Annotated in this window: 20 protein-coding genes; 7 read left to right on the top strand and 13 right to left on the bottom strand. The window is 65.6% G+C overall.

Annotated elements, in window-relative coordinates; translation table 11 throughout:
* Nucleotides 1-561, bottom strand: a complete 561-nt coding sequence (locus CH249_RS05505; protein WP_032396972.1) for an NUDIX hydrolase — start codon at nucleotides 559-561, stop codon at nucleotides 1-3.
* A 101-nt stretch (nucleotides 562-662) separates the two neighbouring features.
* Between CH249_RS05505 and CH249_RS05500 the strand changes: the two genes are divergently transcribed.
* Nucleotides 663-2,129, top strand: a complete 1,467-nt coding sequence (locus CH249_RS05500; RefSeq protein ID WP_094682433.1) for a CCA tRNA nucleotidyltransferase — start codon at nucleotides 663-665, stop codon at nucleotides 2,127-2,129.
* A gap of 51 nt (nucleotides 2,130-2,180) precedes the next feature.
* Here CH249_RS05500 and CH249_RS05495 read toward each other — a convergent pair whose 3' ends face one another.
* The 3 genes from CH249_RS05495 to CH249_RS05485 are packed head-to-tail and all read right to left on the bottom strand — an operon-like array spanning nucleotide 2,181 to nucleotide 5,977.
* Nucleotides 2,181-3,677, bottom strand: a complete 1,497-nt coding sequence (locus tag CH249_RS05495; RefSeq protein WP_094646247.1) for a DUF4185 domain-containing protein — start codon at nucleotides 3,675-3,677, stop codon at nucleotides 2,181-2,183.
* Nucleotides 3,678-3,736: 59 nt separating this feature from the next.
* Nucleotides 3,737-5,023 carry an MFS transporter gene (locus tag CH249_RS05490; RefSeq protein WP_094682434.1) on the bottom strand — a complete coding sequence of 429 codons (1,287 nt, stop codon included), beginning with the start codon at nucleotides 5,021-5,023 and terminating at the stop codon, nucleotides 3,737-3,739.
* A 24-nt stretch (nucleotides 5,024-5,047) separates the two neighbouring features.
* Nucleotides 5,048-5,977, bottom strand: a complete 930-nt coding sequence (locus CH249_RS05485; RefSeq protein ID WP_094682435.1) for an NAD-dependent epimerase/dehydratase family protein — start codon at nucleotides 5,975-5,977, stop codon at nucleotides 5,048-5,050.
* Nucleotides 5,978-6,094: 117 nt separating this feature from the next.
* On the opposite strand from CH249_RS05485, the gene CH249_RS05480 reads away from it, so the two are divergent.
* Nucleotides 6,095-6,784, top strand: a complete 690-nt coding sequence (locus CH249_RS05480; RefSeq protein WP_094629024.1) for a TetR/AcrR family transcriptional regulator — start codon at nucleotides 6,095-6,097, stop codon at nucleotides 6,782-6,784.
* Nucleotides 6,785-6,870: 86 nt separating this feature from the next.
* Nucleotides 6,871-7,488, top strand: coding sequence for a YqgE/AlgH family protein (locus CH249_RS05475; protein WP_032396966.1), 618 nt, complete (start codon nucleotides 6,871-6,873; stop codon nucleotides 7,486-7,488).
* A gap of 64 nt (nucleotides 7,489-7,552) precedes the next feature.
* Here the strand turns inward: CH249_RS05475 and CH249_RS05470 are convergent, their stop codons facing one another.
* The 4 genes from CH249_RS05470 to CH249_RS05455 are packed head-to-tail and all read right to left on the bottom strand — an operon-like array spanning nucleotide 7,553 to nucleotide 11,353.
* Nucleotides 7,553-8,914: a glutamate decarboxylase gene (locus CH249_RS05470; RefSeq protein ID WP_094682436.1), complete on the bottom strand. Its 1,362-nt coding sequence runs from the start codon at nucleotides 8,912-8,914 to the stop codon at nucleotides 7,553-7,555.
* A 33-nt stretch (nucleotides 8,915-8,947) separates the two neighbouring features.
* Nucleotides 8,948-9,949: a bile acid:sodium symporter family protein gene (locus CH249_RS05465; RefSeq protein ID WP_094682437.1), complete on the bottom strand. Its 1,002-nt coding sequence runs from the start codon at nucleotides 9,947-9,949 to the stop codon at nucleotides 8,948-8,950.
* A 9-nt stretch (nucleotides 9,950-9,958) separates the two neighbouring features.
* Nucleotides 9,959-10,939 (bottom strand): DUF1648 domain-containing protein, encoded by a 981-nt coding sequence (locus CH249_RS05460; RefSeq protein WP_094646242.1) that lies wholly within the window; start codon nucleotides 10,937-10,939, stop codon nucleotides 9,959-9,961.
* A gap of 9 nt (nucleotides 10,940-10,948) precedes the next feature.
* Nucleotides 10,949-11,353, bottom strand: coding sequence for an SdpI family protein (locus tag CH249_RS05455; protein WP_032397343.1), 405 nt, complete (start codon nucleotides 11,351-11,353; stop codon nucleotides 10,949-10,951).
* A gap of 68 nt (nucleotides 11,354-11,421) precedes the next feature.
* On the opposite strand from CH249_RS05455, the gene leuS reads away from it, so the two are divergent.
* The gene (gene leuS, locus CH249_RS05450) at nucleotides 11,422-14,244 is read left to right on the top strand and encodes a leucine--tRNA ligase (RefSeq protein WP_094682438.1); all 2,823 of its coding nucleotides are present in this window, start codon (nucleotides 11,422-11,424) and stop codon (nucleotides 14,242-14,244) included.
* Between the two features lie 123 nt (nucleotides 14,245-14,367).
* Nucleotides 14,368-15,606 (top strand): lipase family protein, encoded by a 1,239-nt coding sequence (locus CH249_RS05445; RefSeq protein WP_179273135.1) that lies wholly within the window; start codon nucleotides 14,368-14,370, stop codon nucleotides 15,604-15,606.
* Between the two features lie 28 nt (nucleotides 15,607-15,634).
* Here the strand turns inward: CH249_RS05445 and CH249_RS05440 are convergent, their stop codons facing one another.
* Both CH249_RS05440 and CH249_RS05435 read right to left on the bottom strand, forming a co-directional pair.
* Entirely contained in the window at nucleotides 15,635-16,060 is a 426-nt protein-coding gene (locus CH249_RS05440) for a pyridoxamine 5'-phosphate oxidase family protein (protein ID WP_045200650.1), read from the bottom strand.
* Between the two features lie 65 nt (nucleotides 16,061-16,125).
* Nucleotides 16,126-17,385, bottom strand: a complete 1,260-nt coding sequence (locus tag CH249_RS05435; protein WP_094646239.1) for a TetR/AcrR family transcriptional regulator — start codon at nucleotides 17,383-17,385, stop codon at nucleotides 16,126-16,128.
* A 225-nt stretch (nucleotides 17,386-17,610) separates the two neighbouring features.
* Between CH249_RS05435 and CH249_RS05430 the strand changes: the two genes are divergently transcribed.
* Nucleotides 17,611-17,973 (top strand): LuxR C-terminal-related transcriptional regulator, encoded by a 363-nt coding sequence (locus tag CH249_RS05430; protein WP_082322619.1) that lies wholly within the window; start codon nucleotides 17,611-17,613, stop codon nucleotides 17,971-17,973.
* A 72-nt stretch (nucleotides 17,974-18,045) separates the two neighbouring features.
* Here CH249_RS05430 and CH249_RS05425 read toward each other — a convergent pair whose 3' ends face one another.
* Nucleotides 18,046-18,717 carry an SDR family oxidoreductase gene (locus CH249_RS05425; RefSeq protein WP_094682440.1) on the bottom strand — a complete coding sequence of 224 codons (672 nt, stop codon included), beginning with the start codon at nucleotides 18,715-18,717 and terminating at the stop codon, nucleotides 18,046-18,048.
* A 13-nt stretch (nucleotides 18,718-18,730) separates the two neighbouring features.
* Nucleotides 18,731-19,246 carry a DinB family protein gene (locus tag CH249_RS05420; protein WP_032396957.1) on the bottom strand — a complete coding sequence of 172 codons (516 nt, stop codon included), beginning with the start codon at nucleotides 19,244-19,246 and terminating at the stop codon, nucleotides 18,731-18,733.
* Between the two features lie 108 nt (nucleotides 19,247-19,354).
* Between CH249_RS05420 and CH249_RS05415 the strand changes: the two genes are divergently transcribed.
* Entirely contained in the window at nucleotides 19,355-20,692 is a 1,338-nt protein-coding gene (locus CH249_RS05415; protein WP_032396956.1) for an amylo-alpha-1,6-glucosidase, read from the top strand.
* Nucleotides 20,693-20,701: 9 nt separating this feature from the next.
* Here the strand turns inward: CH249_RS05415 and CH249_RS05410 are convergent, their stop codons facing one another.
* Entirely contained in the window at nucleotides 20,702-21,388 is a 687-nt protein-coding gene (locus tag CH249_RS05410) for a thioesterase domain-containing protein (protein WP_032396955.1), read from the bottom strand.
* Between the last annotated feature and the right edge of the window lie 90 nt (nucleotides 21,389-21,478).

The raw sequence follows: 21,478 nt of genomic DNA, 5'->3' as shown, positions 1-21,478 counted from the left end.
TCACTTCCCGCCGGGGATGGGTGCGCCCGAGTTGCCGCTGCTCATGTCGTCGATCAGGCGGGTGGCGATGGCGGCGAGTTTGCGTTCGTCGGCGTAGGCGAGCCTGGACGGTAGTTCGGTCAGCGGAACCCACGCGACCTCGGTCACTTCGAGGTCCTCGTCCGAGAGTTCGCCGCCCAGGAATCGGAGCAGGTAGTGGTGGACGGTCTTGTGGACGCGTCGGCCCTCGGTGACGAACCAGTAGTCGATGCTGCCCAGCGAGGCCAGGACGGTACCGCGGATGCCGGTTTCCTCGGCGACCTCGCGCATGGCGGTCTGTTCGGCCGTTTCGCCCTGCTCGATGTGTCCCTTGGGCAGGGACCAGAGGAGGCGTCCGCGACGGTCGGTACGGCCGATCAGGGCGGCGCAGCGTTTGGCGGGCGGCCCGTCGAGGCCGTCGACCACCAGGCCTCCTGCCGAGGTTTCGCGGACGGTCCTCAGCTTGGGTGCTTCGGTGTCGGCGCGTGCCTGACGCCGCCGCGGGTTGCGGCGGCTCCTGTTCGCACGTTCGGCAGCAGACACCCAATCCATACTAGTTGCCTGTGCGCACTCTTCTACCGTGCCGCACCGCGCGGTGAAGGCCGGGACAATCGATGGGCTCGGCGCAAGTAGGCTCTTCCACCGTGGCCGATCAGTCCCTGTCCTCCGTTTCCGCCGAGCACACCGATGCCCGCCGGGAGAGGTTGCTGGCGGGAGCTGCTGTGACGCTGCGCGAACTCGCTCCGGTGTTGACTCCGCTCGGTACCTTGTTCGCCGCAGCCGGGCACGAGCTGTACCTCGTGGGCGGCACGGTGCGCGACGCAGTTCTCGGCCGACTCGGAACCGACCTGGATTTCACCACCGACGCCAGGCCCGAGAACGTTCAGGCGTTGCTCTCGGGCTGGGCGGACCATCAATGGGACACCGGCATCGCGTTCGGGACGATCAGTGCGGCCAAGGACGGCCAGACGATCGAGATCACCACCTATCGCACCGACTCCTACGATCAGGTCTCCCGTAATCCCGAGGTGCAGTACGGCAACAGCCTCGAAGAGGATCTCGTGCGCCGCGATTTCACCGTCAACGCCATGGCAGTGCGTCTCGGAGCCGACGGCGCCCAAGAATTCGTCGATCCGCTCGGCGGGATGGATGCGCTGCTCGAGGGCGTACTCGATACCCCGTCGGCACCGGAGGTCTCGTTCGGCGACGATCCGTTGCGGATGCTGCGGGCCGCGCGGTTCGTCTCCCAGCTGGGCTTCTCGCTGATGCCTCGGGTGCACCGAGCCATCGAGGACATGGCGGATCAGATCGATCGCATCACCGCCGAGCGAATCCAGGTGGAGCTGGACAAGCTGATCCTCGGCGCGCACCCGATCGACGGCATCGACGTGATGTGCGAGACGGGTCTGGCGCAGCGCATCCTTCCCGAGGTGCCCAACATGAAACTCGAGATCGACGAGCACCACCAGCACAAGGACGTGTACTCGCACTCGTTGACCGTGCTGAAGCAGGCGATCGACCTGGAGGACGGCGATCCGGATCTCGTATTGCGTTGGGCTGCACTGCTGCACGACATCGGCAAGCCCGACACCAAACGCAACGAGCCGGGCGGCGGAGTCAGCTTCCACCACCACGAGGTCGTGGGTGCCAAGCTGGTGCGAAAGCGTATGCGCGCCTTGAAGTATTCGAAGAAGATGATCGAGGACGTCTCGCATCTGGTGTTCCTGCATCTGCGGTTCCACGGCTACGGCAAGGGTCAGTGGACCGACTCTGCCGTCCGCCGCTACGCCACCGATGCCGGCGAGCTACTTCCCAAGCTGCACAAGCTGGTTCGCGCGGATTCGACGACGAGAAACAAGCGACGAGCTGCGGCGCTCCAGGCCACCTACGACGACCTGGAAGAACGCATCGCCCGCATCGCCGAACAGGAGGACCTGGCTCGGGTGCGGCCCGACCTCGACGGCAACGCGATCATGGAGCTGCTGAACATCCCGGCCGGACCCGATGTGGGCAAGGCCTGGAAGTACCTGAAAGAACTGCGCCTGGATCGGGGACCGCTCTCTCGCGAGGAGGCCGAGACCGCGCTGCTCGAGTGGTGGCCCACCCACTAGGCGCCTCCCGCGCACGTGCGCGAAAGTTCGTAGCCCGCTACGAATTTCCGCTCACGACGAGCGCAGCTCGGCCTTGACCAGATAGACGTTGTAGCTGTCCCACTCCGAGACGGTGAAGTACAGCTCGTCCGCCGTCGACCACGGGTGAACGAAGCCGCCATAGGTCTTCGGGTACTCGGCGGTGTCGATCAGGGTCGCCGGCGCGGTCCACTGCCCCTGCGGCGAATTCGCCTCGCGCAGAACGATATCGCCGCGCAGTGGATCGAGATACGTCATCCGCCAGAGGTCCCGGGCCTCGTCGTGATGGACCGACAGTTCCCCGGCCATACCGTCGGCGATGGGGGTGGCCTCGTTCGAGCCGACGGGAGCCCAGGTGCCGTTCACCCAGTACTGGTAGGCCGTCTTGTTCAGCACGTCCGCCTTCGGGACGCGCGCGAGCCCCACCTGTCCGACGCGACCGTTGACGGTACCGAACATGTACACGTACTCCCCCGCCGGGACCATCGTCGACACCTGGAACTTCGAGAAGCCGAAGACGTTGTCCCACTTGGCATGCTCGTCCTTGACCCAGGTGGAACCGTTGTCGTCCGAGTAGGCGATACCGCCGTAGTTGGTCCACCACATGCCGGGGATCGTGCTCCAGCGTCGAATGGACATGTAGGACATGTACTGCCGGTCGTCGATCGCGAACCCGGAGGTGGGGATGACCGTGGTCTCCCAATTCTCGATCTTGCGTGAGGGCAGCAGTTCGGCTGCGTGGCAACGCGAGTCCTGCACCATCGAGTCCAGGGTCATGCCGTCGGACAGGTCGGTGTCGGTGCTGTGTCCCAGTGCGTTGGATCGCCAGTCGTCGCCGCCGACGACGCCGAATTCCCACCCTTTGCCGAACGAATCGCCGAATGCCACTGCGATCTCGCCGGGCTTGCTCTCCCACATGATGCCGAGATCGGTGCCGTCGACCTGCCAGCGCTTGTCGGTGCGGTTCTCCGATCCCGGTCCGGTCACCTGCGAGACGACCTCGACGTGTCCGACGGCAGGTGCCGCGGGTGGCATCGTCGTCGGTCCGGGCTCTGCTGGGGTGACGGCGGGAGCGGGCGGCGGGGTTCCCGGGGTACCGCCGGGACCGGGGATCGGGATGGGAATGGTTTCGGGTTGCGGGTCGATCTCGATGCGGGGGAACGGCAGATGGTCTGCGGAGCCCGATGCCGGTGAATCGGTGTCGTCGGTGAGATCGGGGCACGGGTCCGCACACGGGTCGGTCAGCACATCGGCCTGTACGCGGGTGTTGTTCGGGGCCGGGTCGGGCACCGGCACGAGTTCGATCGACGGGTACGGCACGGGGATCACCACGCGGTCCGGCAACGGCGGCAACTGCGGTGGATTGCCGGGTCCGATGGGCTCGGGTGGGTAGTCCCTGGGGTCGAAACCGGTTTCTCCACAGGAGTTCACCGGCGGAGGCGGGGCCGCGAACGCCGGCGGCGCAGCAAGGACGGCCGTACCTGCAGCGACTGCCAGTATGCAGCCGAGCGATGTCGTACGGCCCTGCATGTGTTGCCCCCGTGATCTCCGACGATACTCATCGGTCCGGTACGGGAAGATACACCACGTCAGAGGCGTGCGCGCCTGGTGTCGATCACCGCTGCGGCCAGGCCGAGGGTATAGATTCCCGCCCCGACGAACACCAGCGCGTGTGCACTGGGGTCCTGGCTCAGATCGGTCGTGTCAGGGCCGACGGCGAAGGCCGCAGCGGCGAGGGCAGAGACGAATGCCACGTTGAACACGGTGTCCTGCAACGCGAAGACGCGTCCGCGGTGGGCGTCGTCGATCTCGATCTGCATGGCGGCGTCCCCGCTGAGCTTGACGGTCTGCCCGGCGATGCCCAGGAGGAAGGCTCCTATCAGCAAGCTGGTCTGTGTCAGGGCGGAGACGGCTCCGAGCTGCGCCGCGATGGCGAGCACGAGAGCGGAGGCAATCGTGCGGGTGCGCCCCAACCGGGGAACGACGAAGGGGGTTATGACGGCAGCGAGGAACATGCCGGTGGCGGTGGCACCCACGGCTATGCCGAAGCCGGCGAGTCCGCCGGGCAAGCTGCTCGCTGTCGTCTCGCGAAGAATCAACACCATGATCAGGGTGTTGATGCCGAACACGATGCGGTGTGCGCCGATGCCGATCATCGCGGTCGTGACGCCGGCCGAGCGCCAGACTGCCTGTGCGCCCGATTTCAATCCTGTCGCAACGTCTTTCACAGTACTGCCGGTTCGGCTCGGGGTTCCCGGTCCCAGTGATCGGGGCCGAAACCGTGACGCCGCGAGAGCGCCTGCGACCGAGCCGGTGGCCGCCAGACCCACGGCGATCCCCGAGCCGACATCGCCGGCACCGACGATGCCGATCACCGCGACAGCCAGGCCGGCACCCGCGGCGGCGAAACCGGAGCCGACGGTTGCAAGGACCGAGTTCATCGGCACCAGCCACGACTGCCGAACCACGTGAGGAAGCGACGCCGACGCTCCGGCGAGCACGAACCGGCTGAGCCCCACGGTGGCCAACGCCAGCAGAAGCAGTGGTGTGGAATCGACCCCACTGCACAGCAGTCCTGCCGTGGCCATGATCAGAACGATGCGAATCAAGTTGGCCCACAGCAGGACCGAGCGGCGATCCCAGCGGTCGAGCAATGCCCCGGCGAACGGTCCGACCACTGAATACGGGACGAGCAACACCGCGAATCCGGCCGCGATCTCGGCCGGGTTCGTCGCACGCTCCGGGTTGAACAGAATGGCACCGCTGAGCGCGGCCTGGAACAACCCGTCGCCGAACTGACCGGCGAACCGAACTGTGGTCAGCTTGCCGACTCCCGGGGACCGGCGCAGTCGGGTACGGAAGGACGCGTCGCTCACCGACGGGACTTTAGCCCCCGCGCGTCATACGGAGACAGCGGGAGTCGAGGCCCACCACGCCATCGTGGCGGCCGTACCGTCGACGAGTGAGGTGGGCTGCTGCCCCAGGATGCTCTCGCTGCGGCTCGAGTCGAGGACATAGGGGTAGCGGAACTGATACAGCGTGTCGCCGAGTTCCTTCATCGGGCCGGGCACCAGCCTCAGTGCGCGCATCACCCAGGCCGGAATGACGCCGACCTTCGGTGCGGTGAGTCCAGCTGCAGCGGAGAACATCTCGATCATGGATCGCTGCGATACCGCGGGAGCTGTCGGGGCATGCAGGACGGTGTTCCACAGCGATGGCGACGCCGCGGCGGTGATCATCGCGGCTGCCAGATCCGGGACGTAGGTGAACGAGTGGGGTAGATCGGCGGAGGCGACGACGCGGATCGGCTTGCCGGCCAGGATCGGCGCAATCACCCGCTCCCCCATGTGCGAGGCCAGCACGCGTGGCCCGTAGAAATCCGAGGCGGCGACGCTGACGGTGGGGGTCGCGTGCGCATCACGCGCAGCGAGGAGCTCGGTACGTACTCCCAATTTCCGGAACGTCGCGTCTCGGGGCGAGTCCTCGCGGATCGGTCCGTCGACCCGGCCGTAGGCGTAGAGACTTTCGGGGAACGCGACGACGGTGCCCGCGGCCGCGTCGAGCACCCGCTTTTCCATCGCTTCGAGCTTGTCCCGCCACACCTTGTCCTCGTAGGCGACGTGGGTGCAGTGGTAGATCGCGGTGGCACCGCTCAGATGGGGTCGAAGATCGTCGGATTCGATGTCGACGGCGCGGCGTTCGATCATCGGATGATCCGGTCCGCTACCCGACCGGGTGAGGACGCGCACCGAGTGGCCCTGTGTAGCAAGTTGTTCGGCGACGGTCCAGCCGACGGGCCCGGCTCCGGTGACGACGTGTAGTTCGGTCATGACTGCTCCAATTCGGTAAACGAGAGCGGTGCTCTCTGATGTAACTAGTGTGCACCCGGGGCGGCAATAAAGCAAGAGCAGTGCTCTCCAAAAAGAGCGGCAGTTACTGTGAGAGCCATGGCGAGCACCCCCCGCACCCGAGCCCGTGCGCAGACCTTGGCCGACATCACGCGGATCGGACGCGAGCACCTGGCCGCCGACGGTGCCGCGGCCCTGTCGCTGCGGGCAGTCGCCCGGGACCTCGGCGTCGTGTCCTCCGCCGTCTACCGGTACGTCGCCAGCCGCGACGAGCTGCTGACCCTGCTCGTCGTCGACGGATACACCGAGCTCGGGGACGCTGTCGACGCGGCGGTGGACGCGGTGGACAGTCCCAGGGAGAAGTTCCTCGCGCTCGGCCGGACGGTTCGACAGTGGGGACTGCGGGAGCCGGCGCGCTACGCGTTGCTGTTCGGCAGCCCGGTGCCCGGCTATCACGCGCCCGCGGAGCAGACCACCGGGCCGGGCACGCGCGTGATCACCACGTTGGTGGCCGTCCTCCACTCGGCGTGGCAGACACGTCGACCGGACGTCGAGGCCGATCCGCCGGAGCTGGCGTCACTGCACGGAAGCTTCGAGGACATCCGTGCGCAGATGGAGACGGATCTGCCCGACGGGCTGATCGCACTGGGAGTCATGGTGTGGGCGTCGCTGTTCGGGGCCATCAGCTTCGACGTGTTCGATCAGTACGGTGCCACGACCTTCGCCAACAGGGACGACTTGTTCGAGTATCAGTTGGGACTTCTCACCGAGATCGCCGGGCTCGGGTAGGGCCGAGGCGGGAGTGGAGCCCGCGGAACGACCCATGGAAACTGGCCGCGGTGCTTGCGCCACATCGGCGGGTGCGCGGTGCCACAATGGCTAGCGTGGCATCGCATGCGGAGGAACCCGAGGACCAGACGACATCGGCCTTGCGCGATGTCCGCCCAGGCAGCCTGTTGGTGTCGTCCATCGAACTGGTGGAGCCCACGTTTCGGCGCACCGTCATCTACATCATCGAACACAACGATGCGGGCAGCCTCGGTGTCGTGATCAACCGTCCCAGCGATACCGCGGTGCAGAACGTGCTGCCCAACTGGTCCGAGCTGGCCGCCAAGCCGCAGGCGCTGTACGTCGGTGGCCCGGTCAAGCGCGATTCGGCGCTGTGCCTGGCGACGCTGCGGACCGGCGTGTCGCTCGACGGTGTTGCCGGTCTACGACGCGTCGACGGCCGAGTGGTGATGGTCGATCTCGATTCCGATCCTGCTGATATCGCCCCACTGGTCGAAGGTGTCCGCATCTTCGCCGGGTACTCGGGGTGGACGTTCGGCCAGCTCGAAGGTGAACTGGACCGGGAAGACTGGATGGTGTTGTCTGCCTTGCCATCCGATGTGATCGGTCCACCACGCATCGACCTGTGGGCCCATGTGTTGCGTCGGCAGCCGATGCCGTTGGCGCTGCTGGCATCCCATCCGATCGACGTCGACCGGAACTGAGTGCTACGCAGTGGTGCGGTCAGGTGCCACCCAGGGCACTCAACCGCACCACTGCCGCAGGCACTCAGTGGGAGAAGGCCCTCGCGTTCGAGTGCCCGCCTGATTTCAGTCCGTCGATCACTTCGTCGATGGCGCTGCACAGCATTCTGCCCAGATCCGCGCTGAATCCTTCTCGGACAACGATTCTGAGAACTGCGACGTCGGTGGCGTCGTCGGGCATCGTGTATGCCGGCACCTGCCATCCACGGGCGCGCAGTTCGTGGGAGACGTCGAAGACCGTGAAGTCGCAGTGATCCTTCAGCATGAACGACAGCACCGGGATCGCAGATCCGTCGGTGACGACCTCGACGTCGGGATGTTCGTCGAGATGCCTGCTCACCCGAACGGCAGTGTCGCGCAGTGCTTTCATGATGTCGGTGTATCCGGATCTGCCGAGTCGCAGGAAGTTGTAGTACTGCCCGATCACCTGATTTCCCGGCCTGGAGAAATTCAGGGTGAAGGTGGGCATGTCTCCGCCGAGATAGTTGACCCGGAACACGAGGTCCTCGGGAAGATCTTCCTTGGTGCGCCAGACTGCGAATCCGATTCCCGGATAGGTCAATCCGTACTTGTGGCCGCTGGCATTGATCGACTTGACCCGCGGCAACCGGAAGTCCCATTCGAGTTCCGGGTCGAGGAACGGAACGACGAAGCCGCCGCTGGCCGCATCGACATGGACCGGGACGTCCGGGCCTCCGCTCGACGCGATCCTGTCCAGTTCCGCACAGATCTCCTGCACCGGTTCGAGTTCGCCGGTGAACGTGGTGCCGAGAATCGCGACGACGCCGATGGTGTTCTCGTCCACTGCATCCCGAACCTGCTCGGGGGTGATGACGTAGCGTCCACGTTCGACGGGCAGGTACTTGGGCTCGACGTCGAAGTAGCGGCAGAACTTCTCCCACACCACCTGAACGTTGCTGCCCAACACCAGATTCGGCGCGGCCGTTCCGGTGCCCTTGGCTCGCCAGCGCCACTTGAGTGCCAACCCGGCCAGCATGACGGCCTCACTGGACCCGATGGTCGACACGCCGGTGGCCGACGACGGGTCCTTTCGGTCGAGTCCGGGCGCGTGGAACAGATCGGCGACGATGTTGACGCAGCGCTCCTCGATGGCCGCGGTGGACGGGTATTCGTCCTTGTCGATCATGTTCTTGTCGAACGTCTCCGCCATGAGCTTCTCGGCCTGCGGATCCATCCACGTGGTGACGAACGTCGCCAGATTCAGGCGCGAGCTGCCGTCGAGCATCAGTTCGTCGTGGATGTAGCGGTATGCGGCTTCCGGGTCGAGTTGGTCCTCGGGAAGTCGCAGTGCCGGTACGGGATTGGTGGCGAGGCGGCCGGTGTAGGCGGCAGAGACGACGCCGTCGGTGTGCAGTTTCCTGGTCATCGTCTTCTCCCGATTTCTCGACTGGTCCTCAATCTAGTCCGCGACGCGGGCCACGGGGCCCAGTTCTGATTCCGGCCGTCGCGCGAAATGCTGCGCGATCACGGTGCACACCATCAGCTGAATCTGGTGGAAGATCAACAGCGGCAGCACGATCAGTCCGACGGGTTGGCCGACGAACAGCACCGCCGCGATCGGTAGCCCGCTGGCCAGACTCTTCTTGGATCCGCAGAACAGCAGCACCAACCGATCCTCGAACGTGAAGCCCAACCACTTGCCTCCGTACCAGGTGATCGTGAGCACCAGGGCGAGCAACGCGGCGCACACGGCGACGACGACGCCGATGCGCCACACCGCCACCGACGACCACACGTTCTGGTTCATCGATTCGCTGAAGGCGGCGAAGACCACCAGCAGGATCGAACCGCGGTCGACGAGTTTCGTCGGCGCGCTGTGTCGGGTGAGCCATCCGGTCACCCAGGGCCGGATCAGCTGACCGACGGCGAACGGAAGCAGCAGTTGCAGAGCGATATCGAGTACCGAGCCGGGGTCGATGGTCACGGAACCCGTGGTGGTCATCAGGGCGATCACCAGCAGTGGGGTGACGAACACGCCGATGATGTTGGAGAACGATGCACTCACGACAGCTCCGGCGACGTTGCCGCGTGCGATGGAGGTGAAGGCGATCGAGGACTGCACGGTCGAGGGGACCAGACACAGAAACAGGATTCCGGTGTAGAGGTCGTCACTGATCACCCCGGGGACGAGAATCCGCAGCGCAAGCCCGAGCGCGGGGAACAGCAGGTACGTGCACGCCAGGATCACCGAGTGCAGCCGCCAGTGCTTGACGCCGTCCCAGGCGTCGCGCGGCGAGAGCCGAGCGCCGTAGATCAGGAACAGCAGCGCAATGGCGATGCGCGTGATCCAGCCCAGGACGTCCTCCGCTGTGCCGGTGGCCGGGAAGAGACTTGCCAGCGCGGCGACCGCGAAGATGCCCAACAGGAAGGGATCCAGCACGGTATCCCGCAACAACTTCACTCGGCTAACTTAATCCATCGTGGTGCTGCGGGTCCGATCGGTGAGGGTGTTGAGGGTTCCCGCGATGATCGCCGCGTCGGCAGACCCGATGGTGAGCCGGTCCCCGTTCGCGAACGTGACGAAGGCCGCGGGCCCGGCTTCGGTGGCGACGGCGTAGTTGCCGCGTCCCTTGGCCCGTAGACCCCAACCACCGAACTCCTTCGACGGGTCCACCGTTCGAACGGACGAGCCGGTGATCTCGTCGATGTCGTAGTCGAACGCGGCCATTCCCAGACTCGATACGTACAGGCCGTCGCTGTCGACGTGCACGGTGAAGCGCAGCAGGGACAGGATGAGAATCGTCAGCGGTGCGAACAGGAAGATCGGCCACAGCGAGCTGGACAGGTAGCACGTCAGAGCAGCGCCTGCCAGAGATACCGCCGCGACGGTCGTGCCGGCGACTCGACTGGCACCGACATGGACGACCAGGGGCAATTCGGGATTGCACCGCGGCAGATCGGAGTGCGGCGGCGAGGTGGCGAGAACGCGCTCGCGGTGGTCGCGTAGCCGCGATGCGCCGAACAGTCCGGCCGCGAAGCCGGCGACGGTTCCCACCGCCATGGCCCAACCGGGGATGGTGACGCTCTGCGCGGTCGCCATGTCCAGTTCACGGACGAGGGTCGCGATCTGCAGAACACCGATGGTCCCGACGACGGTCAGCCCGATGATCAGCATCGTGCGACGCATGATCAGCAGCACCCGAGCCAATGATGCGACGGCACTGCACCCGCCGCCCACCAGCACGATCACGATGGCGAGGGTCCAGGCGTTGGAGAGCGGGTCGGCGAAGTCGTCGGGTTCGGTGCCGCTGAAGTGCGTGGCGACCTGCTCCGGCAGACGGTCCTGCCACAGGTACGCGAGGACGAGACCGAGAGCAGCGACGACCAGAGGTCCGAGAACACCGAAGACGACCCCGGCGGGATCGAACGTGCGGGCAGCCCTCGATTTCATCTGCTCGGCTCAGCTCGGCTGGCAGGCGTCCTTGAGGCTGCACGAGATGCACGAGCTTCCGCATCCGTCTGCCTCGGCGGGTGGCGGAACGGCCGCTGCTGCGCGGGCCCCGATGGTCCCGCCGGCTGCGGCGATGAACAGCGCGGCCACGAGGGCAACGACGACGCCGACGACAGCGGCGATGCCGCTCAGTGCGAGAGCGGCTACGGCGCCGATGGCCAGTACCAGAGCCGATGCGGCGGTGGTTGGGCCTGCGACGCGGTTGGCGAGGGTGAACGTCTCGTCGTCACGCATGGCCTCGGCGGTGCGGACTCCCGCGAAACGGTTGCGTGGCAGCCGGCCCAGCAGTGACGCGACAGCGACAGCGCCGACGACGAGGGCGAGCACGAACAACACAACCGAGACGATGACCACCTGGCCAGGATACGGCGCAGCGAGGTCCTGGTACCAGGCGGGCCGCGTCACACTTTAGGCTGGTAGGTGTGACCGATTCCGTTGAAGCACCCACCGAGTCCGCCCCCGAGTACCGCTACACAGCCGAACTCGCCGGGCACATCGAGGAGCAGTGGCAGGACCTGTGGGAGACGCAGGGCACTTTCGACGCGCCCAATCCGGTCGGAAGCCTCGCCGGAGACGTCCCGAAGGACAAACTCTTCGTCCAGGACATGTTCCCGTACCCCTCGGGCAGTGGGCTGCATGTCGGTCACCCCCTCGGCTACATCGCCACCGACGTCTTCGCGCGCTATCACCGCATGCAGGGCCGCAACGTGCTGCACGCGCTGGGTTACGACGCATTCGGTCTGCCGGCCGAGCAGTACGCCGTGCAGACGGGCACGCACCCGCGCAGCACCACCGAGGACAACATCACCAACATGCGACGCCAACTGCGTCGGCTGGGTCTCGGGCACGATCGCCGACGGTCCCTGGCGACGACGGACGTCGACTTCTACCACTGGACGCAGTGGATCTTCCTGCAGATCTTCAATGCCTGGTTCGACGTCGATCAGAACAAGGCGCGTCCGATCTCCGAGCTGGAGGCGGCCTTCGCCTCGGGCGAGCGGACCCTCGACGACGGCCGCTCCTGGGAGTCGCTGACCGTCGGTGAACGCCGCGAGGTGATCGACGGCTTCCGTCTGGTGTACGAATCCAACTCGATGGTCAACTGGTGCCCCGGTCTGGGTACGGTGCTCGCCAACGAGGAGGTCACCGCCGACGGACGCAGCGATCGTGGAAACTTCCCGGTGTTCCGAAAGAACCTGCGGCAGTGGATGATGCGGATCACCGCGTACTCGGACCGCTTGGTCGACGACCTCGAGTACCTGGATTGGCCCGAGAAGGTCAAGACCATGCAGCGCAACTGGATCGGGCGCTCCCGCGGTGCGCAGGTCTCCTTCTCGAACATCGAGGTGTTCACCACTCGACCGGACACGCTGTTCGGTGCCACTTACGTGGTGCTCGCCCCCGAGCACGAACTGGTCGACGAGTTGGTTGCTCCCGAGTGGCCGGCGGACGTCTCCGACAAGTGGTCCGGCGGAGCCGCAACCCCCGCGGAAGCCGTTGCGGCATATCGCGGTTCGATCGCCGCCAAGTCCGATCTGGAGCGACAGGAGAACAAGGAGAAGACCGGCGTCTTCATCGGTGCCTACGTGAAGAACCCGGTCAACGGTGAGCAGGTGCCGGTGTTCATCGCCGACTACGTGCTGACCGGCTACGGCACCGGCGCGATCATGGCCGTCCCCGGACACGACGCACGCGACTGGGAGTTCGCCACCGCGTTCGATCTGCCTGTGCGCGAGGTCATCTCGGGCGGAGACGTCACCGAGGCCGCATACGTCGGCGACGGTGAGCTGGTGAACTCCGACTTCCTCGACGGCCTGCCGGTGGACGAGGCCAAGGCCGCCGTCATCGCGCGACTGGAAGCCGACGGCACCGGCCGCGGCACCATTCAGTACAAGCTGCGCGACTGGCTGTTCGCTCGCCAGCGCTACTGGGGCGAGCCGTTCCCGATCGTCTGGGACTCCGAGGGCAACCCGCACGGGCTGCCGGATTCCGCGCTGCCGGTGGAACTTCCGGAGGTCGAGAACTACGCACCGGTGTCGTTCGATCCCGACGACGCGGGCTCCGAGCCGTCTCCGCCGTTGGCCAAGGCCTCCGAATGGGTCAACGTCGAACTGGATCTGGGCGACGGGCTGCAGACCTACACCCGCGACACCAACGTGATGCCGCAGTGGGCCGGTAGCTCCTGGTACCAGCTGCGCTACATCGACCCCACCAACTCCGAAGCCTTCGCCGACCCGGAGAACGAGAAGTACTGGGTCGGACCGCGTCCGGAGATCCACGGACCCCACGATCCCGGCGGAGTCGATCTCTACGTCGGTGGCGTCGAGCATGCGGTGCTGCACCTGCTGTACTCGCGCTTCTGGCACAAGGTGCTGTTCGATCTGGGCCACGTCAGCTCGAGCGAGCCGTACCGTCGCCTCTACAACCAGGGCTACATCCAGGCCTACGCTTTCACCGACGCTCGCGGCGTCTACGTGCCCGCGGCCGAGGTGATCGAGCGCGACGGTGGCTACTTCCACCAGGACCAGCCCGTCAACCGTGAGTACGGAAAGATGGGTAAGTCGCTGAAGAACTCGGTCTCCCCCGACGAGATCTTCGCCGAGTACGGTGCCGACACCCTGCGCTTCTACGAGATGTCGATGGGACCGCTGGACACCTCGCGGCCGTGGGCGACCAAGGATGTCGTCGGCGCGCAGCGCTTCCTCCAGCGAGTGTGGCGACTGGTGCTCGACGAGGTGACCGGCGAGGTCCGCGTCACCGACGCCAAGCCCACCGAAGACACGTTGCGGGTACTCAACCGCGTGATCGACGGTGTACACGCGGATTACGCTGCGCTGCGCGACAATACGGCCGGCGCCAAGCTGATCGAGCTGACCAACCACATCACCAAGGCGTACCCCGACGGTGCCCCGCGCGGGGTCGTCGAGCCGCTGATCCTGATGCTCGCTCCGTTGGCACCGCACCTGTCCGAGGAACTGTGGAGCAAGCTCGGTCACGAGAAGTCGTTGGCGCACGGGCCTTTCCCGCGCGTGGAGAAGAAGTGGCTCGTCGCCGACACCGTCGACTACCCCATCCAGGTCAACGGCAAGGTCCGCAGCCGCATCACCGTCCCCGCAGATGCGACGAAGGACGACGTCGAGAAGACTGCGCTGGCCGACGAGAAGATCGTGGCCCTGCTCGACGGCAAGGCCCCGACCAAGGTCATCGTGATCCCGGGTCGAATGGTGAACATCGTCTTGAAGTAACCCAGCCTTCGCCGAACTCGAAGTCATGGACGAAAATCTGGCGATTTCCGTCCATGACTTCGAGCTCGTAGGGGTTTAATTTGATGCATGTCACTGGCTGGTAGAGGCTTTGCAATGAGGCTGATGGCCTCGGTCGTTCTACTTCTCGGGTCTGCGTCATTCGTCAGTGTCCCTGTGGCACAGGCAGATCCGGGGCCGGGCTCACCGATTCCCGCCGACGATCCGTTCTACGAGTGGGACGGCGGCCTGGACGTCTCCCCGGGAACGGTGCTTCGGTCGAGGCCCATGACGTTCCGTACCCCCAGCCAGCCGACGCCTATAACGGGTAGCCAGGTTCTGTACCGAACCACCGACCAGCAGGGTGACGGCGTCGTCACGGTCGCAACTGTGCTGCGGCCCTTGGTTCCCGGGCCGACGCGGATCGTCTCGTACCACATGGCCTACGACGCGCTCGGCTCTCAGTGCAATCCCTCGTACACGCTCAGCGGCGGGTCGACGAGTCCCATTGCCGGCGCGGAACAGGCGGTCATTGCCGGCTACCTCGCAGCCGGCTACACCGTCGTCGTACCGGATTACGAGGGTGAGGAGCTCGAGTGGACGATCGGGCGGCAGTCGGGCTACGCAGCGCTGGACGGCGTTCGTGCGGCCCAGTCCTTTCTGGGGCTTCCGTCGAGCACGCCCGTCGGCATGGTCGGGTACTCCGGTGGATCCGTGCCGACGCAGTGGGGTGCCGAAATCGCTCCCGAGTACGCCCCCGAGCTGAACCTCGTCGGTGCGGCGGCCGGCGGGCTGCCCGTCGACCTGGCTCACAACCTGCCGTACGTCAGCGGAAACAAGCAGTGGGCGGGTGTCATCCCGGCACTGGTCGTCGCCTACGAACGTGCATACGGCCTCGACCTGAACAGTTTCATCTCCGACTACGGCCTCGATGTCATCGATCAGGTCGATCAGGAGTGCATCGCGCAGTTCGCCGACGACTATCCGACGCTCACCGACGCGTCGATGGTCAAGGCCCCGTACACCTCACTGCTGGACGTACCCGAGGTCGTGGCGGCGATCGACGACAACATCATGGGCAGTCAGGGCACTCCGCGAACGCCGATGTTCCTCGCTGTCGGGCACGCCGATCCGATCGGCGACACGATCATGATCACCGGCGACGTGCAGGGGCTGGCGTACGCATACTGCGGGCGGGGCGTCGATGTGCAGTACGCACAGTACGACGGCCTGACGCACAGTGATGCGTTCCCGGTGTTCGAGGCGCAGAGCCTGCAGTTCCTGACCGAGCGATTCGCCGGTGGGCCGACGCGCAGCAACTGTGCGACCGTCCCGCCCGGCAACGCCCTGACACCGACCACCTGATTCGGGAAGGCGCTACCGGCGCGCTACCTCAGATCGCGCCCAGATCGGCCGACAGCCAGTGCTCCGGCTGCAGGTAGAACACCACGTTCTCTTCGTGCTCGCTGTCGGCCATTTCGAGATAGCCGTCGACCTTCTCCGGCGGTAGGTAGCGCGCAGCCATGGCGCGTAGTAGCTCCGGCGTACTCGGCTCTTCCCGCGCAACCGGTCCCTCGACTGACACGTATTTGATGGTCGGATTCGTCTGCTCGATCATGAGCGTGAAACGCTGTGCAGCCCTGATCGATTCGGCTTTCCTGGACGTCTTTCCGGTGAGAACCCAGGCCTGGCCACCAGGTGTGTAGTCGTACCAGATGGGGACGGTGAGCGGACCACGATCCGGGCCCGCGGAGACGGACAGCGCGGCGACGTGAGACTCGGCCAGAAATTCTTCGCGTTCTGCCTTCGACAGTGCCATGACACAACCGTAGGACTTTCGCAGACCGAGTTCCAGACCTGGACGCACCCTCGGGTCGGGTGATGTCAGGGCGTCCTGGTCGAGACACCCGGCATCAGTACTCGCAGCACACCGGCGACGACGTCCGACGCCGTTTCGGTGGGACGCGTCAGGCATCGGAAGAGAACGTTGTTGGTCAGCATGATCGCCACCTCGGGTGCGGGTGCCTCGTCGCTGAACACACCGGTTTCGCGTCCGCGTTCGAGGATGGGGACGACGGCAGCGGGGAGGTAGAGGTTCTCGATCACGGTCGTGATCGTGCTCGGATGCTGGAACTGCTCGAAGCTCAGGGCGAGGAGCATCCCCGAGCTCATCGCCCGGTTGTCGATCACGAAGTTCCCCAGCGAGATCAGGGTCCGTTGCAGTGCGACTGCGGGCTCGATTCCGAGGCGTTCGTCGGCGCGGCGCAACCGTAGGACGCGATCGAACTCGGGTTTCAGTGCGGCGACGATGATGTCGACCTTGCTGGGAAACAGGCGGCGAAGATCCTCGACCCGGATCTTCGCCGCTGCGGCGATGTCGGCGAGCGTGACCAGGAAGTAGCCGTTGTCGAGGAAGAGCTTTTCCGTAGCCGCGATGACGTCGGCCTCCAGATCCGGGCGAAGGGAAGCGGCCCCCTCGAGCGCATCGACGGGGTCGGGTTCGGGTGCATTCCGATCGGAGTGCACCGGGTCGATGGCCCACCGCAGGATCGAGGTGACTGCGTCGGATACCTCGCCCGTGGCAACCGAACCGGGCGTGAGCATCTCACGGAGCGCGTAGCCGTCGAGGAGTGCGCCCAGGGCAGTGGACAGGGACGTCAAGGACAACGGCCGACGCACGGACCCACCCTGGGCCTGGATCGCCTGACCCACCACTGTGCGGAGGTCTGCATCGAGCCGTTCGAATTCCGGGGTGACTGCCTTGCGGGCTCCGTCGTGGTCGGCTGCGAACAGGACGGCGATGAGTCGGCGCCGCATCAATCCCGACGTCAGGTCGTCGAACAGGGCCGACACCGGCGCAGCCGCGTCGCGCCATCCCGTCGGCGGGTCGGTGGGTGGGACGGTTCCGCTGTAATTCACGGTGAGGTTGTCCAGCAGATCCGCGACGAACGCCTCTTTGCCGCCGGAGCCACCGCTGCGTGAGTTGCCTGGGTAGGCGTTGCGGAAGGTCTGATGGGACAGACCGGCACCGTCCACGACGGCCGCGATGGAGAGCGATCGCGCCAGATCGGTGGTGTCGAGTTCGTCCAGAAGCCGGTAGCCGGTCCGAAGGAACTGCTCGCGCGGGGTCGGCCTGGTGTTCAACGACTACCGCCTCTACAGACTGCACAGCTCCGGATTGGACCTCGAACCATAGCAATCCGAGTGTGTCGCCCGCTTGGTTTACAACCAACTACACGTGGGGTTAGTTGGAACACTCTGATGGAGACCTGAGTCGAATTGGTTTGTGTTGCAGGGGATTCACGCGCCGTGATCAGATGCACACGGGCCGAGAGTTCGTGTGACGGCCGATATCGCAAGGAGGCACACATGGTGGTGATCGGTCATCGACCCCCCACACAGCCGCGAGCTCTGGCACCACTCGGCACCAGGCAGCCCCTGACACGTTCCACGCACCCTCCGGTGCGAGTGCAGAGGACACCGCCGCAGGCGGTGCCGGTGTACGCATCTCCCGGATTGACCGAGCGTGAGGTCACCGTCCTGAAGGCTTGGCTGGACTGCGACTCCAAAGTCGACGTCGGGGCCCGTCTTCACATCGCACTGGGAACCGTCAACACGCACCTGACGCGAATCCGCGACAAGTACTCCCGCGTGGGTAGAGCGGCTCCGACGAAGGCTGCACTGGTCGCCCGGGCACTGCAGGACGGCATCGTGACGCTCGACGACCTCTGAACGCGATCGGAGATTCCATCCCCTCCTACGAGGCCGGAGTGGAGCCTGCGCAACGGCCGAGGGCACTTCTGCTCACCTGGTGCGCAGCACCAGCTCCGTGGGGTGAGCATCGGCGGGGGTATCGATGGCGTTGCGCACCGCGAGGGCAACGGTACTGGGCTGCAAGAACTTCGAACCGTCGTACTCCCTACCCTCGTGTGCGACGATCTCGCGCTGCATCTCGGTGTCGATACGTCCGGGATGAACCGAGGTCACACGAAGCGTCGGCTCCTCCTGTCGCAGTGCATCACCGAATGCGCGCAAGGCGAACTTGCTCGCTGCGTAGCCGCCCCACCCCGGGTTCGCGCGAATGCCGGCACCCGAGTTGATCAGCACCACATGGCCGTTGGCCTTCCGCAGCGCCGGTAGGAGCAGCCGAGTCAGCTCGACGACGGCGATGACGTTCACCTCGTACTGTCGCCGCCAGTCCTCCGCCGTCGACTCCTCGACGGTCCCCAGTGCTGCGACTCCGGCGTTGTGCACCAACACGTCGAGAGAATCGATGCCCGACGCGGCTGCGGCCACCGCGTCGGGATCGGTCAGTTCCACCGGCCACGGGGTGGCTCCCGACAGTTCCGACGAGACGGCCTCGAGAGACTCGGCCGATCGTCCGCCGAGCAGGACGTGGTGATCCGGGGCGAGCAATCGGGCGATGTGGGCCCCGAGGCCACGGCTTGCCCCGGTCACCAGCGCAGTACGAGTCATGAAGCCAGACTATCTAGAAGCTCATCCCCGCCTCGGATGCCCAGGTCCGGGTGGTGTTCGCTCCGTCGAGTTCCTCGCGAATGATGTCCGCGTGCCCTGCATGCTGCGAGATTTCGCGCAGGATGTGCAGCACCGTGAATCGTGCGCTCTGCCAGATGCGTTCGGGTGCCCAGGGTGCCGTCGGGACCGGGACGGACAGATTCAGATCCAACGTCGCCAAGGCATCGGTGGTGGAGCGCGCCACCTCTTCCCACTCGGTGATGAGCCCTGCGACAGTCTCGTCGTCCGCCATGACGTATTCGCCGCCGGCGGACTCCATGTCGAACTCGGCCGTGTCGTCGAGTTCGGCGATCACCTTCATCCAGTGCCGTTCGTTGCTGATCACGTGATGCAGCAGTCCGCCGAGGGTGAGTTCGCTGGCGGTCGTGCGGGTACGCGCCTGCTCGTCGCTGATGCCGCGCACGGTGATGAGAAAGTTCGCGCGCTGTTCGTCGAGCATTCTGGTGATGTCGGTGTTCTCGGTGGTCATCGTTTCCTCCTGGATGGGCTGGTGAAACCCACACTAGAAACAATCGAGGACATATTCGGTCCGCAATCGAAACGAGCGGAATCGCGCGCGCGGACGCAAACTGTCTGCATGGGCGATCGAGGTTTCACTTCCACGCAGTTGGCGGCGCGCGCGGCATATCTGCTCAGGGGCAACGACCTGGGCACCATGACCAGCGCGGCCCCGCGACTGTATCCGCACATGTGGAGCTGGGATGCGGCGTTCGTCTCGGTCGGGCTGGCTCCGCTGAGCGTGGAGCGGGCCGTGGTGGAGATGGACACCTTGCTCTCCGCGCAGTGGAAGAACGGGATGATCCCGCACATCGTCTTCGCCAACGGTGTCGACGGCTACTTCCCCGGTCCTGCGCGGTGGGCGACCGGCACGCTCGCGTCGCACGCACCGATGAGCCCGCAGACCTCGGGGATCACCCAACCTCCGGTGCACGCGATCGCGGTGCAGCGCATCCTCGATCATTCCAAGCGCCACGGACGTACGACGCGTGCCGTCGCCGAGGAATTCCTCGACCGCCGCTGGGGTGATCTGGTGCGGTGGCATCGCTGGCTCGCTCAGGCCCGCGATGTCGACGACAACGGACGGATCGCGGTCTTCCACGGCTGGGAGTCGGGGATGGACAATTCACCTCGTTGGGATTCGGCCTATGCGAATGTGGTTCCCGGAGAGATGGATCCGTACTTCCGAGAGGACAAGGCGGTGATCTCCGACGCCTCCCAGCGGCCGAGCAATCTCGAGTACGACCGCTACATCTGGCTGGTGGAGGAGATGAAGCAGGTCGGGTACGACGACGATGCATTGAAGACGAAGATGAGCTTCGCCGTCGAGGACGTGTTCGTCAGCGCCATCTTCGCAGTGGCATGCGATGTGCTCGCGACCATCGGCGAGGACCATTCACGTCCCCACTCCGATGTTCGGGAGTTGCGGTCGTGGGCGGAGAAGTTCCGCAAGGGCGTCATCGCGACGACGGATGCGCGCTCCGGTGGGGCCCGTGACTTCGATCTGCGGACGGGCCAGTGGATCGGCACCGAGACGATCGCGATGTTCGCCCCGTTGCTGTGCGGCGGACTGCCCCGCGAACAGGAACGAAACTTGATCCGCATCTTCGAGGGCACGCGGTTCTGCGGACATCCGGATCTGCGCTATGCCGTTCCGCCGTCCACGTCCCCGGTGTCGAAGGATTTCCGTGCCCGTGAGTACTGGCGCGGGCCGGTGTGGCCGGTGATGACGTGGCTGTTCTCGTGGGCGTTCGCGCGTCGTGGGTGGTCGGAGCGGTCACTGTCGTTGCGCGACGAAGGCTTGCGTCAGGCCAGCGACGGCAGCTTCGCCGAGTACTACGAGCCGTTCACCGGTAAGCCGCTCGGCAGCATGCAGCAATCCTGGACGGCCGCGGCCGTGCTCGATTGGCTGGGGTAACGAGAAGGATCAGCCGAGGTAGCTGTCGACGAGAGGGCCGACGACGTCGAACGAGGTGGCGTCGGGCACGAGGTACTTGGCGACGGTGCCGCAGACGAAGGGGTGCCACGCGGAACCGGAGTCGGTACCGAGGGACGAGACGGCCAGGACGTTGCCGAAATAGATGCCGGGCAGGTGGCGCTGGACGAGTTCGTCGTTGTGCGACGCGACGGCGAGCAGTTCCTCGACGTGGCTGCGATCGATCTCGTCACCCATGGCTCCGAGTAGATCTGCGCCCTCGGCGCGGGCCCGGACAGGGTCGCTGTCCAGCAGCGTCAGTGCGCCGACGGTGACGCCCCGGTTCTGCAGTTCGACGGCGATGGCGTGGGCGAGAACTCCACCGAACGACATGCCGAGGAGGTGGACGGTGCCGTCGGTCTGGATGCGAACGATGTCGTCGGCGTACTGCGCCGCCAGTGCCGCGAGGGATTCGGCGCGCTCACCGGACGCGGGTACCTGGACGCCGTAGATGGGGCGGTCGTCGTCGACGTGAGGTGCCAGGCCTGCGTAGCAATCGACCAGACCCACCAGCGGGTGGATGCAGAACACGGGGTCGAGGTGTCCGGTGGTTCGGATCGGCGCGATGGTCGGCACCGCATAGTCGGACGGGTCGAGATCCGTGAGAGCCAGATGCGATAGATCGTTCACGACAGTCATGGGTGCGCCTCCGAGCCAAGAGATGTAGTTCGTGTTTGCATTGGTTTGTTCGTGCCGACTCTGGGTATGTCGCTGTCGGCGGCGTGAGTG

It is taken from the genome of Rhodococcus sp. 05-2255-3B1 (genome assembly GCF_002258545.1).
Classification (GTDB): Bacteria; Actinomycetota; Actinomycetes; order Mycobacteriales; family Mycobacteriaceae; genus Rhodococcoides.
The sequence above is the reverse complement of the archived record's forward strand: the minus strand, read 5'-3'. Positions and strand labels throughout refer to the sequence as shown.

Coding starts and splice junctions, on each gene's coding strand:
- CH249_RS05425 (WP_094682440.1), bottom strand. CDS start 18,717: ATGACTCGTACTGCGCTGGTGACCGGGGCAAGCCGTGGCCTCGGGGCC.
- CH249_RS05410 (WP_032396955.1), bottom strand. CDS start 21,388: ATGACTGTCGTGAACGATCTATCGCATCTGGCTCTCACGGATCTCGAC.
- CH249_RS05430 (WP_082322619.1), top strand. CDS start 17,611: ATGGTGGTGATCGGTCATCGACCCCCCACACAGCCGCGAGCTCTGGCA.
- CH249_RS05470 (WP_094682436.1), bottom strand. CDS start 8,914: ATGACCAGGAAACTGCACACCGACGGCGTCGTCTCTGCCGCCTACACC.
- CH249_RS05495 (WP_094646247.1), bottom strand. CDS start 3,677: ATGCAGGGCCGTACGACATCGCTCGGCTGCATACTGGCAGTCGCTGCA.
- CH249_RS05440 (WP_045200650.1), bottom strand. CDS start 16,060: ATGGCACTGTCGAAGGCAGAACGCGAAGAATTTCTGGCCGAGTCTCAC.
- CH249_RS05445 (WP_179273135.1), top strand. CDS start 14,368: ATGGCCTCGGTCGTTCTACTTCTCGGGTCTGCGTCATTCGTCAGTGTC.
- CH249_RS05480 (WP_094629024.1), top strand. CDS start 6,095: ATGGCGAGCACCCCCCGCACCCGAGCCCGTGCGCAGACCTTGGCCGAC.
- CH249_RS05475 (WP_032396966.1), top strand. CDS start 6,871: ATGGCTAGCGTGGCATCGCATGCGGAGGAACCCGAGGACCAGACGACA.
- CH249_RS05415 (WP_032396956.1), top strand. CDS start 19,355: ATGGGCGATCGAGGTTTCACTTCCACGCAGTTGGCGGCGCGCGCGGCA.
- CH249_RS05420 (WP_032396957.1), bottom strand. CDS start 19,246: ATGACCACCGAGAACACCGACATCACCAGAATGCTCGACGAACAGCGC.
- CH249_RS05485 (WP_094682435.1), bottom strand. CDS start 5,977: ATGACCGAACTACACGTCGTCACCGGAGCCGGGCCCGTCGGCTGGACC.
- CH249_RS05460 (WP_094646242.1), bottom strand. CDS start 10,939: ATGAAATCGAGGGCTGCCCGCACGTTCGATCCCGCCGGGGTCGTCTTC.